Raw genomic sequence first — 14,828 nt, 5'->3', positions numbered from 1 at the left:
TGTCTTCGTTCAGTATTAACATTAATGGGGAAAGCATCACCAACAGAAAAAATCTGGTAATTAGCGCTGGCGATTCTGTAAATATTTTTGTTAAGGTGAACATCAACCCTGATGATAAGCAATTGCCTTTTATCGTTCAGGATTCGATTTTATTTTCAACAAATGGAAACCAACAGGCAGTACATTTTATAGCATATGGGCAAAATGCAGTATTTGTAAATAAATCATCAATTAACTCAGACATTACCTGGTCATCAGCACTTCCGTACGTCATTACCGGTGCATTAACCGTCAGAAATAACACCACCTTAACAATTAAGCCTGGAGCAAAGCTTTATTTCCATAAGGATGCAAGCTTAAATATAGAAGGCAATTTAAGCGCAACAGGTACAGCTGATAAACCCATTATGTTTTGTAGTGACCGGTTAGAAAGTGCTTACACCGATGAGCCGGGACAATGGAAGGGCATATTTATAAAACCGACAGCCAACGCAACTATTGCGTATGCGACGATTAAAAATGCTTCTGTTGGCATCACCTCAGATTCACTTTCAAAAAATGCCATTCCGAAGCTGATCTTAAGCAACGCTGTGATCAAGAATATGCAGGTGGCAGGTTATATTGGAAATCATTCTGAACTTATTGCTTTTAACAGTTTGTTTTACAATTGCGGTAACTATCTGTTATATGCAGTTGGCGGAGGGAATTATAATTTGAAACAAAATACCTTTGTAGGTTACAATCCAAATTTTCCTCGTAAAACCGCAGCGTTAACCTTTTCTGATTATTTATCTGTTAAAGCCTATAACAAGTTGAATTTAAATCTAACCAATAACATCATTTGGGGACAACTTAATAATGAACTGGATATCCAAAAGAAAACAACAGCAGTAATTGAGAGCAGGATCTGGAATAATTTAATTAAAACTAACGCTACCGCTTTTGCGAATAATGATAATTTAATCAACTCCGATCCAGGATTTATCAATACTACACTCGGAAACTTCGAATTAGCAAATAACAGTTTGGCGTTGAAAAAAGGCTACAACCTCAGCAATGACCTTTATTTTAATGACTACCTGAACCATGATCTCAAAAATGACCCAAGATTTTTTCCATCCACATTAGGCTGTTTCGAAAAAAACTAACTTTTTTCAAAGTCGTTAAAACAATTTCTCATTGCGCCCGTTTATATAATTGAGAGCGTTAATTTAGATGGTAAGGGTCGATATTTCTACTAAGGATATCGGCCCTTTACTTTTTATCTCGTACAAGTCATTAGCATGAATCGCTAAATCGGAACCCTACAGTTTTAAATTTTCGAAAAGACGCTTAAAACAAAAAGCAACTACAAATAAATGAAGTTGCTTTCTGAAACTAAATGCGATTATAAGTTATTTATAAAGTGGGAACGCACTTACCAAGTTAATTACCTCAGCTTTAACTGCGTTGATATTGGCTTCATCTTCAGGATTGGTTAGTACCTGATCAATTAAATCAACAATTTTTTCCATCTCCGCTTCCTTTAAACCACGAGTGGTGATGGCGGCAGTACCTACGCGAATTCCTGATGTAACAAAAGGTGACTTATCATCAAAAGGAACCATATTTTTGTTTACAGTGATTTCAGCTCTTTCCAATGCGTTCTCTGCCACTTTACCGGTGATATTTTTATTTCGAAGGTCGATTAACATTAAATGGTTATCTGTACCGCCAGAAATGATACCATAACCTTTCGCCACGAATGCTTTCGCCATGGCCTGTGCGTTTGCCGCTACCTGTTTGATATAAGCACCATATTCTTCTGTCAAAGCTTCTCCGAAAGCAATTGCCTTCGCAGCGATGATGTGCTCAAGCGGACCACCCTGAGTTCCTGGGAAAACAGCCATATCTAATAAATTACTCATCATTCGGGTTTCACCTTTTGGTGTTTTCAAGCCCCAAGGATTTTCAAAATCTTTACCCATCATAATCATTCCGCCACGAGGGCCACGCAATGTTTTATGTGTAGTAGTGGTTACGATATGGCAGTGTGGAAGTGGGTTTGCCAATAAACCTTTAGCAATTAAACCTGCCGGATGTGAAATATCAGCCAATACCAAAGCACCGATTTTATCGGCTACTGAGCGAATGAAAGCGTAATCCCACTCACGTGAATACGCTGACGCACCGCAGATAATTAATTTTGGTTTTTCAGCTAAAGCAACTTCTTCCAGTTTTTTATAATCAATTAAACCAGTTTCTTTCTCTACGCCATAAAATAAAGGCTGGTACAATTTACCGGAGAAATTTACCGGCGAACCATGCGTTAAGTGACCTCCATGAGAAAGGTCGAACCCTAAAATTTTATCGCCCGGCTGAAGAATAGCCAGCATAACAGCAGCATTTGCCTGAGCACCTGAGTGAGGCTGAACGTTAACCCAGGCAGCGCCAAATAATTCTTTAGCTCTGTCTATTGCAATTTGTTCTACTACATCTACCACCTGGCAACCACCATAGTAACGTTTTCCTGGCAATCCTTCTGCATATTTATTTGTCAGTACAGAACCAGCAGCTTCCATTACCTGCTTGCTTACAAAGTTTTCTGATGCGATAAGTTCTAAACCGTGCTCTTGGCGGTTTAATTCTTTATCAATAAGTTCAAAAATTTGGGTGTCGCGTTTCATCCTTATATAGGTTTGTATTTTTTGTGCAAAAGTAAGAAATTAATCGTTAACGAAGTGGTTGAATAGGAGTTAAATTGCTGCCCGAAAAGTTTGCCTTTTTGAGTTAACAGTGAGCGTAAAACCAAACAATTGCAAAGATTCCAAAATGTGACATTCGCAACGCTATTCAGGTAATGATTTCACCTTGAAATTATTAAAGCCGCTTCCGATAGTAATTTCAATAATCTGTTGCTGCAGCATTTCTAAGATCGCTAAGAAGTTGTATACGAAATGAACCTTGTTCTCTGAATTCTTGAGTACTAAAGCAAAATCAATCTGCTTATTGATGTTTAGTAAGTTGGAGATGAAATGTTTTTGCTGTTCAATAGTGTAAGGATATTGTACAACGGTATGTTTAACCTCTTCGCTACGCAACTCATACTTTTGCATGGTGCGGTGGTATATAGTTAACAACTTGTATAAATCAAGCGATAGCAATTCGTCCTGATGAGAAGAGGATTCCGCGGCAAGTGATAAATCATATTCAATGTTACCTCTTCGCTCCTGCTGCATTCTGGTTTCTTCAAAAACCTTCAATTCTTCAGCAGCAGATTTAAACTGTTTGTAGGCGATAAGCCTGGCAATTAAGTCTTGTTCGGGGTTAAGTTCAACACCTGATTCGTCAACCTCAATGCGAGGCAGCAGCATTTTGGATTTGATCCGCATTAAAGTTGCTGCCACGAGGATAAATTCGCTGGCAACTTCTACATTTAGGGCCAAAAGCTGGTGAATATAAGCCAGGAAATCATTAGTGATTTTCGCAATCTCGATGTCCTGAATGTTTAGCTCATCTCGTTCGATGAAAAACAAAAGTAAATCGAAGGGACCTTCAAAAACAGGAAGTTTGATTTCAAAATTCTCAGACTGCATTTAAACAAAAATAATAAATAACAGCGAGACGTAATCAGCACTTCTACGAATTAAAAGCAGAAATTAAATTCCATTACTCAAGATGTAGATGGTTTGTCTGGAATCTAAATGAAAAAGGAATTCTCTGGCATCATTTACTACAGATTTCCTGATTTTAACAACTTTACCTTGAGAGTTGTACTCATCAACAATTTCATCACCAATCTTAACTTTGTTAAGTTTGTTTACAGGGGTTGAGTGTGTTAAATTTAGCATGGGATGTTTTTTTTACTAATGTGGTACTTTTTTTATCTATCGCGAACACAAGTCGACCAACTCAGTAATATGGTAGAAAATGATGCCACAAATATAGATAAAGTATATACATAAACTTCTATAAAGTAGTTTTAATACTACACATTTAGACATTCACCGTGTATATCGTATTAAAGATCCGAATAATAATTCTGCTTAATTGAAGATAATCAGGAAGGGATGCGATTTTTCTTCTGTATTAAAACAAAAATACCTTACTTTGTATCTTGTTTTTTACCCAACTACTGAATGCAAGTTAAAGCTGGCCCCCTATTATCTAAAATCAACTATCCTGCTGACTTAAAGCAATATAGCGAATCTGACTTAGAACAAATAAGCCAAGAATTACGTCAATATATTATTGATGTAGTGAGTGTAAATGGTGGCCATTTTGGCTCAAGTTTAGGTGTTGTGGAACTCACTGTAGCACTTCACTATGCTTTGAACACCCCTTACGATAAGCTTGTTTGGGATGTAGGTCATCAGGCTTATGGCCATAAAATACTCACCGGCAGAAGAGAATTATTTCATACCAACCGCATATATAAAGGAATAAGTGGATTTCCTAAAATTTCGGAAAGTGAATATGATACTTTTGGGGTTGGCCACTCCTCTACTTCGATCTCTGCGGCCTTAGGCATGGCAGTTGCTTCACAGTTGAAGGGAGAATCGAACCGACAGCATGTTGCAGTTATTGGAGATGGCGCAATGACTGCTGGTTTAGCTTTTGAAGGTTTGAATCATGCGGGAATCGAAAACAGCAACGTACTGGTTATCTTAAATGATAACTGCATGTCAATCGACCCCAATGTTGGTGCCCTAAAGGAGTATTTAACAAGTATTACCATATCAAAATCTTATAATCGCTTCCGCGATGATATATCGAGTGTGCTGGCTGGCCTTTCTAAACTAGGGCCAAATGCACATAAGTACGTAAAGAAAATAGAAAAAAGTATTAAGGGTACGTTATTAAAACAAAGCAACTTATTTGAGGCGTTAAATTTCAGATATTTTGGACCTGTTGACGGCCATGATGTTAAACGTTTAGCGCAAACGATTAAAGATTTATCTGCTATTCCGGGCCCTAAATTATTACACTGTATTACAGTTAAGGGTAAAGGATTTGCATTGGCAGAAAAAGATCAAACCATATGGCATGCCCCAGGTTTGTTCGATAAAATTACTGGTGAGATCAAAAAGAGTGTTCCAGATAAACCACAACCTCCAAAATATCAGGATGTTTTTGGACATACGATGGTCGAACTCGCAGAAGCGAATGATAAAATTGTTGGAATAACTCCCGCAATGCCTTCCGGCTCATCATTAAATATTATGATGAAAGCCATGCCCAAGCGAGCTTTTGATGTGGGTATAGCGGAACAACATGCGGTTACTTTTTCAGCTGGATTAGCTGCACAAGGATTGGTTCCATTTTGTAACATCTACTCAAGTTTCATGCAAAGGGCCTATGATCAGGTCATTCATGATGTGGCTATACAAAAATTAAATGTTGTCTTTTGTCTGGATAGAGCAGGATTAGCTGGTGCTGATGGCGCTACGCATCATGGCGCTTATGATATTGCCTACATGCGTTGTATACCAAATCTGATCATTTCTTCGCCAATGAACGAAGAAGAATTGCGCAACCTTATGTATACCGCCCAACAAGAAAACATGGGGCCGTTCGTGATTCGTTATCCTCGTGGAAACGGTGTGATGCCCGACTGGAAAAGGCCATTTAAAACTTTGGAAATCGGCAAGGGCCGCAAGATTTGTGATGGCGAAGATGTAGCGTTACTAACCATTGGTCATGTGGGCAATTTTGCTGTTGAAGCACGTTCAGAACTAAATAGTGAAGGTATCTACCCGGCGCACTACGACCTTAGATTTGTTAAGCCTTTAGATGAAGAGATGCTCCATGAGGTATTCTCAAAATATAAACATGTGATCACTGTAGAAGATGGATCACTTCCAGGTGGCATTGGTTCAGCTGTTTTAGAATTTATGGCCGATCATGGTTATACTTCAAATGTGATCCGATTGGGTATTCCTGATCAGTTTGTGGAACATGGCGAACAACCAGAACTTTGGGCAGAATGCGGCTATGATAAAAATGCTATTGTTAATGCTGTGAGGAAAGTTGGATTCAAAAGAGTAACGGATAGTATGGTGGGGTAATTAACTTCACCTGATTAATATAAAGGCAATAACTTAACCGTTATTGCCTTTTTTTGTTATGCCGAAAGATAACCTAGCCGTAAAGGGCCATTGTTGGGCTTGCTATTTAAGTGGTTATTTGCAGTAAAGTATTCAATACTCTAAATTCATTTTTTCACCAATATCTAATTTAGATTTATTTTACTCCAGACAATATAATCCATCAATATAAGCAGATGCACAGTAGGGATAATAACACATACGTTTTAATCATGGCCGGTGGTGTTGGCAGTAGATTCTGGCCAAAAAGCAGAAACAGTTTTCCAAAACAATTTATCGATATTCTGGGTAGTGGAAAATCGTTATTGCAATTAACATATCAAAGATTTCTTAAAGTTTGTGCAGCGGAAAATATCTACATTTTAACCAACGAGATTTACACCGACATCATTGAACTTCAAATTGGTGCCCAAGCTAAAAAAAACATTATAGCTGAACCCTGCAGAAGAAACACAGCACCCTGTATCGCTTATGCCACCTTCAAAATCGCCTCGCTCAATCCGAATGCGAATATCATCATTGCACCTTCAGATCATTTAATTTTAAATGAAGAGGTATTCATTTCAAGTTTAACGGAAGCTCTTTATTTTGCTACTCATCACGATGCTTTGATTACCTTGGGTATCACACCAACTAGACCAGATACTGGTTATGGCTATATTAAGTTTGAGTCCTCTGGTACAAAGATTTACAAGGTTACAGAATTTCTAGAAAAACCATCCCTTGATAAGGCTACAGCATTTCTAAAAAGTGGTGATTATGTTTGGAATGCAGGCATATTTATCTGGAACGTGAAGTCAATACTTACAGCAATTGAAAAACATGCAACGCAACTGTTTTCAATTTTTAATCAGGCAGACGTATACAATACAGAAAGTGAAACAAAATTTATTTCAGATAATTATCCACTATCAAATGATATATCGATTGATTATGCCATTATGGAAAAGGCCGATAATGTGTACACTATTACCGGAGATTTTGGATGGTCGGATTTGGGAACATGGGCATCCCTACATGATGTAATGGAGAAAGATATCGACAGCAATACCTTTAATGGGAAGGCATCACTGCTAAAAGATACACAAAATTGCATTATCCAATTGCCCAGCAATAAAATTGCTGTAGTAAAAGGCCTAAGTAATTTCATAGTGGTTGATGATGGCGACGTATTACTAATATATCCTAAACCACTCGAGCAGGAAATTAAAAAAGTATCAAATTCTGTGGTTGAACAGTTTGGAGCAGAGTACCAGTAAAACCATCATTAATTGGTTCCAAAATACATGGTAATAAAGGGCTATTGTTTCAATTTTGAACTATAAATAATTTAGTAAACGGTATCACAGATCCAAATCGATCAAATAAAACTATTAGTAAAATATGAAAAAAGCGCTTATAACGGGAATCACTGGCCAAGACGGGGCATATTTAGCAGAGTTATTGCTTGAAAAAGGTTATGAAGTACATGGTATCAAACGTAGAAGTTCTATGTTTAATACCGATCGTATTGATCACCTCTACCAGGATCCTCATGATAAAGATATCCGATTCAAACTCCATTATGGAGATCTTAGTGATTCAACTAACCTAATTCGCATTGTTCAGGAAGTTCAGCCAGATGAAATTTATAACCTGGGTGCGATGAGCCACGTAAAAGTGAGTTTTGATACTCCTGAATACACTGCTAACGCCGATGGAATAGGAACTTTACGACTATTGGAAGCATTGCGTATACTTGGTTTGGAAAAAAAGACACGTATTTACCAGGCTTCGACTTCTGAACTATATGGTTTAGTTCAGGCTGTTCCACAAAGTGAGACCACACCATTTTACCCACGTTCCCCATATGCTGTTGCAAAAATGTATGCCTATTGGATTACGGTGAACTACCGTGAAGCTTACGGAATGTTTGCCTGTAATGGAATCCTTTTTAATCATGAAAGTCCATTGAGGGGAGAAACATTTGTAACGCGTAAAATTACCAGAGCTGTATCCAAGATAGCATTAGGTCTTCAGGATAAATTATTCCTAGGAAATTTAGATGCACAAAGAGACTGGGGGCATGCAAAAGACTATGTGGAAGCCATGTGGCGCATTTTACAACAAGATGTTGCTGAAGATTATGTCATTGCAACAGGTGTAACCACTACGGTTCGTGATTTTGTGAAAATGTCGTTTCAGGAAGTTGGGATAGAACTTGAATTTGTTGGAGAGGGTGCAGATGAAAAAGCCTTTGTTATTTCTTGTACAAATGTAGATTTCCAGATTGAGATAGGTAAAGAGGTTGTTGCTGTTGATGCGGCGTATTTCCGCCCCACTGAAGTAGATCTTTTAATTGGAGATCCTACAAAATCCAAAACTAAACTAGGTTGGGAACCCAAATATGATCTTTCTGCATTAGTGAAAGAGATGATGGCTTCAGACGTTGAGCATTTTCAAAAAGAGCTTATGTTGAAAGATGCAGGATATCAAGTAAAAAATCAATTCGAATAGAAACTATAACTATATCACTTTGAAAAAGAACGCAAAAATATATATTGCTGGTCACCGCGGAATGGTTGGGTCCGCTATCTACCGAAAACTCGAAAGAGAAGGATTTAATAATATTATTACCAAAACATCTCAGGAACTCGATTTGCGTAATCAACTATCGGTTGTGGAATTTTTCGATCAGGAAAAACCAGAATATGTATTTTTAGCCGCTGCTAAAGTTGGAGGAATTGTAGCAAATAACACCTATAGGGCAGATTTCCTTTATGAAAATCTTGCCATTCAAAACAACATCATCCATCAATCTTATCTAAGCAATGTTAACAAGCTGATGTTTTTGGGTTCAAGTTGCATTTACCCGAAACTAGCGCCTCAACCATTAAAAGAGGAATATTTGTTGACAGGCTTATTAGAAGAAACCAATGAACCTTACGCAATAGCTAAAATTGCAGGCATAAAAATGTGTGAAGCTTATCGCTCACAATACGGTTGCAATTTTATCTCAGCTATGCCAACTAATCTTTACGGATACAATGATAATTATCATCCCGAAAACTCACACGTACTTCCTGCCCTGATCAGAAAATTTCATGAGGCAAAAAACAATAACATGGATGTGGTGGAAATTTGGGGTTCAGGCATGCCAATGAGAGAATTTCTCTTTGCAGATGATTTAGCAGATGCCTGTTTCTTTTTAATGGAAAATTACAATGAAGCTGGATTAGTAAATATTGGTACCGGCGAAGATTTAACGATTAGGGAACTAGCTTTAACAATCAAAAATACAATAGGCTTTAATGGCGATATAAAATTTGACACCACTAAGCCTGATGGTACCCCTCGCAAATTAATGGATGTAAGCAAATTACATAGTTTAGGCTGGAAACACCAGATTGATTTAAGATCTGGTTTACAATTGACGTATTCGGATTATCTATCGCATATCGCGATGATGAAATCTGCCTAGTCATCACAAATTAATTATTATATAACTTAAAATTACGAAGTGAAAATAGCTGTTATTGGAACAGGATATGTTGGTCTAGTTACCGGAACATGTCTTGCAGAAACCGGAAATGATGTGATATGTATTGATATCAATACCGAAAAGGTTAAAAAAATGCAAAATGGAGAAATTCCTATTTATGAACCTGGTTTAGATCTGTTATTTCATAGAAATATTGAACAAGGCCGACTTCATTTTTCAACAGACCTCGCTGCAGCTATTAAAGCTTCTGAAATTATTTTCATGGCTTTGCCCACTCCTCCTGGTGGCGATGGTGCTGCTGACCTCTCCTACATACTGGGAGCGGCAAAAGACATTGCAAACATCATTGAAGATTATAAAGTAATCGTTAATAAATCTACCGTTCCAGTTGGTACAGCAGATAAAGTAAAAGCTGTATTTGAAAATAATTCTAGCGTGAATGTAGATGTTGTTTCAAATCCGGAATTTTTGCGAGAGGGAGTTGCAGTTGATGACTTCATGAAACCCGATCGTATCGTACTAGGTACAAAAAGCGAAAGAGCAAAGGCATTGATGACCGAACTTTATAATCCATATGTTCGTCAAGGTAACCCAATCCTATTCATGGATGAAAGATCATCAGAGCTTACTAAATATGCGGCAAATTCATTCTTGGCAACTAAAATAACTTTCATGAACGAGATCGCAAATCTTTGTGAATTAGTAGGGGCAGATGTTGACTCGGTAAGAAGAGGAATAGGAGCGGATGAGCGGATTGGAAAGCGTTTTCTTTTCCCTGGTATAGGATATGGTGGTTCTTGCTTTCCAAAAGATGTTCAAGCACTATCTATGGCTGCTAGTGAGGTTAACTACGATTTTAAGATACTTAAGTCAGTAATGACGGTTAACCAGGAACAAAAACTACTCTTGGTAAGCAAATTACTGAAATATTATAATCAAGACATTAACGGTAAACATTTCGCTATATGGGGCCTCGCATTTAAGCCAGAAACTGATGATATACGTGAAGCTCCTGCCTTATACATCATTGATGAACTAATAAAAAAGGGGGCCACCGTAACTGTTTTCGACCCTGAAGCAATGGATAACATCAATAATATTATTGGGGATAAGGTTAGCTATGCAAAAGGCCAATATGAAGCGCTTGAAAACGCAGATGCATTGCTTATTGCTACCGAATGGTCCTTATTCCGTACACCCGATTTCAGCCGTATGGAAGAAAAACTTATTTCAAAGGTAATTTTTGATGGTAGAAATCTTTATGACTTGCAAAAAATGATTGATATGGGATATTATTACAATAGCGTTGGAAGAAAACTAATAAATTAATATGAATCCAAAAAGAATATTGATAACAGGAGCTGCAGGTTTTCTGGGATCCCATCTATGCGATCGTTTCGTTAAAGAGGATTATCACGTCATTGGGATGGATAATCTTATTACGGGAAGCTTGGCGAATATTGAACATCTGTTCAAATTGGAAAATTTTGAATTTTATCAGCATGATGTTAGCAAGTTTGTACATATCTCCGGAAATTTAGATTACATTTTGCATTTCGCTTCTCCCGCTAGTCCTATCGATTATTTAAAGATCCCAATCCAAACGCTGAAAGTTGGATCGTTAGGAACACACAATTTATTAGGCCTGGCTAGAAGCAAAGGTGCTAAAATGTTAATTGCTTCTACATCTGAAGTATATGGTGATCCAAATGTGAATCCGCAACCTGAAGAATATTGGGGAAATGTAAATCCCGTGGGTCCGAGAGGCGTCTATGATGAAGCTAAACGTTTCCAGGAAGCAATTACAATGGCCTATCATACCTTTCACGGTGTTGAGACTAGAATAGTCCGCATATTCAATACGTATGGTCCTCGTATGAGGTTAAATGATGGCCGAGTTCTTCCAGCATTTATTGGTCAGGCTTTACGTGGAGAAGATCTCACAGTTTTTGGAGACGGAAGTCAAACAAGATCATTTTGCTACGTTGATGATCTCATTGAAGGAATTTATCGTTTGTTAATGAGTGATTATGTTCAACCAATGAATATTGGCAACCCAGATGAAATCACCATTAAACAATTCTGCGAGGAGATAATTAAACTTACTGGAACTTCTCAAAAAATTATTTACAAAGATTTGCCAATAGATGATCCAAAGCAACGCAGGCCTGATATTACCAAAGCAAAAGCCATTCTGGATTGGGAACCTAAAGTTGATCGGGCGACTGGTTTAAAGATAACCTATAATTATTTTAGATCCTTAGCCAATGAAGAACTGGCCAAAGTCGAACATAAAGATTTCGCAATTTATAATCGGTAAAAAAACTAAATCTATTGAGGCCTGCTTAAAAGTCAGGCTTTTTTTTTATAAAAAACCTTTCGTTAAACACACAACCCAAGATTTAGAAATAGAACCAATAATATATCGCAAATAATTAATAATCAACATAATAGATTTACGAATTAGATTCAATTATATATCATAGCCCTATGGGGCTATTGTAGTGCCGCACAATAATAAAGACTTTAGTACTAAGGTAATAGTATTCACACATGCCTCCCAAAACAAGTTAAACCCTGAAATAAAAAATGAATACGCCGCTATTTGTAGACGTCTTAGATTTTAAAGTTTTTTCTGATGACTTAAATGCTATTCCTATAGAAGGTGAGAAATGTAGAACGATCAATACTATTAGCCCTAACTCTTATGGCCTGTCGCTAAAAGACAGTACATTCGAAGCAGCACTTAAAAACACAGACTTTTTGGTTCTTGATGGTGTATATTTTGCATTTGCATCTTTAATGCTAAAAGGCAGGAACATAAAAAAAAATCAGGGGCCTGATGTATTTTACCATTTCATGGAACGCATGAATAAAAAAGGTGGTAAAATTTTCTTTTTGGGATCAAGTCTTGAAACTCTCCAAAAGATGGAGCAGCGTGTGAAAACTGATTATATAAATATTGAATCAAAAAGTTATTCACCACCCTTCAAAGATCATTTCAATGATGAAGATAATCGGGCTATGCTTGATGCAATTAACTCTTTTAGCCCTGAAGTCTTGTTCATTGGCATGACTTGTCCAAAACAGGAAAAATGGGCTACCCAGTTTAGAGATAGAATTAATTCAGGCTTGGTTATTAGTATTGGAAATGTATTTGATTGGTTTGCGGGTACACAAAAGCCAATTCACCCTTTTTGGTTTAAGATCAGAATCGGCTGGCTGGTAAGGATTTTCCAGCGACCAGAAATTTTCCGCCGAAACATTAGAAATCAAATGACCTTTTTCGGTGACGTACTAATGATTTTTTTAAAACTAAAAAGAATATAAAAATGATAAAAGTTGCCTTAGTTGGTGCAGGAAAAATGGGTGTATCTCACTTATCAATTCTTGGCGCTCATCCAGATGTAGAAATTGTTGGGGTATGCGATACATCCAAGATTGTTACCAACTTCTTAGAGCGTTATTCTAAACTTGATTGTTATAGTGACTTTGGAAAAATGCTTGACCAAGTTAAACCCGATGCGGTTTTCATAGCGGTTCCTACAAAGTTCCATTATCAACTAATTAAAATGGCTATGGAAAAAAACATCCATGTTTTTGCTGAGAAACCATTTTGCCTCAATACCACTGAAGGACGTGAATTAATCTCGCTGGCAGCCAAAAACAAACTAGTTAACCAAGTTGGTTATCACAATAAATTTGTTGGAACTTTTAAGGAAGTTAAAAGGATTATTAAATTGGGTATGATTGGGGAAGTATTTCACTTTGTTGCAGAATCTTATGGCCCTGTAGTTACGAAACCTAAACAAAGTTCCTGGAGATCTAAACCAGAAGAGGGTGGCGGTTGCTTAATGGATTATGCTTCACACGTAATTGATTTGGTAAATGATATTGTAGCACCTATTACCGAGGTTAAGGGAGCAACACTTAAATCTATTTACTCAAACACAGTTGAGGACGCAGTGTATTCAGTAATGAGTACCACTAGCAATGTAAGTGGAATCTTATCAGTTAACTGGAGCGAAGAAACCTATAGAAAGATGTCCACCACAGTGACTATCCTTGGATCAAAAGGGAAAATCATTTCTGATGCCAATGAGTTAAAACTATATCTAAAAGACGAGAATAAAGAAGACTATACAAAGGGATGGAATGTAAAATACATCACTGACTTAACGGAGCAGGTAAACTTCAATTTAAGAGGAGAAGAATATTCTGCGCAGATAGATTATTTCGTAGATGCAGTGATGAATAGAAAACCTAATACAATCAATACATTCCAACAAGCATGGGAAACCGATAAAGTGATCGAATTACTTAAACGACATAAATAACATGATAGATAGAATATTATTTGGAGACAACCAGTTTTTCGCAGTCAACCACATTTCAGATGAAAAATCACGTGCACAATCGATTCAATTTAAAAATGATGATGCCATTTTAAAAACGTTAGATCATGCTCGCGAAGCTGGATTAAATACATTTATGTGTACCACACACGATAGAATTAGTAGTGTATGTGATGTAATAAGGAAAAATCCGATAAAATACGAAAACTATAAAATTTTCCCTTGCATGCCATATGCCCATAAGTATGCCAATGCCGTAACTGAATTAGGAATCACCGGAACGATTAAACAATATGTTCCTGGTAATTTGTTTGGATCTTTATTTAAAGGAGGCATGGCTGTCTTATCAAAGGATTATATCTCTCTTATCGAACTAATGATTGATGCAGAAATGAAAATGTTTAAGGGCATTAAAACACCGGTAATTTTCCTTCAAAATGTTATCACCGATTTATTAATTGGTCTTAAAGCCGATGAGATTCTGATGGCCTTCTACAATCATGTTAGGAAAAAACATAACGCTGAACCAGGCTTTATTACTATGAATATGCCAAAACTCTATGAAATCCTAGAGCGAAATGGAGTTGAAAATCCAATTATATGTTCGTCTATCAACAAAGTCGGATTTAGGATGTCAGGAAAAGTTGAAGCATATGAAGAAATTCTCCGGACTAAAAGGGGAAGGTTTCTTGCTATGCAGGTTTTAGCCGGTGGTGCCATTCCACCTGAAGAAGCGATAGAATATATATGTAGCCTGCCGAACATAGAATCAGTACTTTTTGGGGCCTCTTCTAAAAGAAATATTGAAAGTACAGTTTCTTACATAAACAAATTTGATGAAAAACATCTAACAACTGCCATGGCTAGCTAATTAGCATATAATTCATTCGTTTTAAAAACAACAAA

12 protein-coding genes and 1 pseudogene are annotated in these 14,828 nt (G+C 37.1%); 10 read left to right on the top strand and 3 right to left on the bottom strand.

Annotated elements, in window-relative coordinates; translation table 11 throughout:
* Positions 1 to 1,148: pseudogene (locus ON09_RS02135) on the top strand (hypothetical protein); the annotation flags it as partial.
* 246 nt (positions 1,149 to 1,394) lie between these two features.
* On the opposite strand, the gene glyA reads toward ON09_RS02135, so the two are convergent.
* The 3 genes from glyA to ON09_RS02120 all read right to left on the bottom strand — a co-directional run bounded on the left by glyA (position 1,395) and on the right by ON09_RS02120 (position 3,830).
* The gene (gene glyA / locus ON09_RS02130) at positions 1,395 to 2,666 is read right to left on the bottom strand and encodes a serine hydroxymethyltransferase (RefSeq protein WP_010599415.1); all 1,272 of its coding nucleotides are present in this window, start codon (positions 2,664 to 2,666) and stop codon (positions 1,395 to 1,397) included.
* A gap of 162 nt (positions 2,667 to 2,828) precedes the next feature.
* Positions 2,829 to 3,575: a segregation and condensation protein A gene (locus tag ON09_RS02125; protein ID WP_010599414.1), complete on the bottom strand. Its 747-nt coding sequence runs from the start codon at positions 3,573 to 3,575 to the stop codon at positions 2,829 to 2,831.
* A 63-nt stretch (positions 3,576 to 3,638) separates the two neighbouring features.
* Positions 3,639 to 3,830 (bottom strand): hypothetical protein, encoded by a 192-nt coding sequence (locus ON09_RS02120; protein WP_010599413.1) that lies wholly within the window; start codon positions 3,828 to 3,830, stop codon positions 3,639 to 3,641.
* A gap of 288 nt (positions 3,831 to 4,118) precedes the next feature.
* On the opposite strand from ON09_RS02120, the gene dxs reads away from it, so the two are divergent.
* From dxs to ON09_RS02075, 9 genes are all read left to right on the top strand, one after another.
* Entirely contained in the window at positions 4,119 to 6,047 is a 1,929-nt protein-coding gene (dxs, locus tag ON09_RS02115; protein WP_010599412.1) for a 1-deoxy-D-xylulose-5-phosphate synthase, read from the top strand.
* A 215-nt stretch (positions 6,048 to 6,262) separates the two neighbouring features.
* Complete coding sequence (locus tag ON09_RS02110) at positions 6,263 to 7,345, top strand: mannose-1-phosphate guanylyltransferase (RefSeq protein ID WP_157258807.1); 1,083 nt, start codon at positions 6,263 to 6,265, stop codon at positions 7,343 to 7,345.
* A 124-nt stretch (positions 7,346 to 7,469) separates the two neighbouring features.
* The gene (gene gmd / locus ON09_RS02105) at positions 7,470 to 8,582 is read left to right on the top strand and encodes a GDP-mannose 4,6-dehydratase (RefSeq protein WP_010599410.1); all 1,113 of its coding nucleotides are present in this window, start codon (positions 7,470 to 7,472) and stop codon (positions 8,580 to 8,582) included.
* Positions 8,583 to 8,601: 19 nt separating this feature from the next.
* Complete coding sequence (gene fcl / locus ON09_RS02100) at positions 8,602 to 9,546, top strand: GDP-L-fucose synthase (RefSeq protein ID WP_010599409.1); 945 nt, start codon at positions 8,602 to 8,604, stop codon at positions 9,544 to 9,546.
* 39 nt (positions 9,547 to 9,585) lie between these two features.
* Complete coding sequence (locus tag ON09_RS02095) at positions 9,586 to 10,896, top strand: UDP-glucose dehydrogenase family protein (protein WP_010599408.1); 1,311 nt, start codon at positions 9,586 to 9,588, stop codon at positions 10,894 to 10,896.
* A gap of 1 nt (position 10,897) precedes the next feature.
* Positions 10,898 to 11,887, top strand: a complete 990-nt coding sequence (locus ON09_RS02090; protein ID WP_010599407.1) for a UDP-glucuronic acid decarboxylase family protein — start codon at positions 10,898 to 10,900, stop codon at positions 11,885 to 11,887.
* A 269-nt stretch (positions 11,888 to 12,156) separates the two neighbouring features.
* Positions 12,157 to 12,897 (top strand): WecB/TagA/CpsF family glycosyltransferase, encoded by a 741-nt coding sequence (locus ON09_RS02085; protein ID WP_010599406.1) that lies wholly within the window; start codon positions 12,157 to 12,159, stop codon positions 12,895 to 12,897.
* A gap of 2 nt (positions 12,898 to 12,899) precedes the next feature.
* The gene (locus ON09_RS02080; protein ID WP_010599405.1) at positions 12,900 to 13,904 is read left to right on the top strand and encodes a Gfo/Idh/MocA family protein; all 1,005 of its coding nucleotides are present in this window, start codon (positions 12,900 to 12,902) and stop codon (positions 13,902 to 13,904) included.
* A 1-nt stretch (position 13,905) separates the two neighbouring features.
* On the top strand, positions 13,906 to 14,793 hold the full coding sequence (locus ON09_RS02075) for an aldo-keto reductase family protein (RefSeq protein WP_010599404.1): 888 nt from the start codon (positions 13,906 to 13,908) through the stop codon (positions 14,791 to 14,793).
* Positions 14,794 to 14,828 lie beyond the last annotated feature (35 nt).

The organism is Pedobacter agri PB92, from assembly GCF_000258495.1.
Classification (GTDB): domain Bacteria; phylum Bacteroidota; class Bacteroidia; order Sphingobacteriales; family Sphingobacteriaceae; genus Pedobacter; species Pedobacter agri.
Note: the sequence above shows the minus strand (reverse complement) of the source record. Positions and strands in the feature narration are given on the sequence as shown.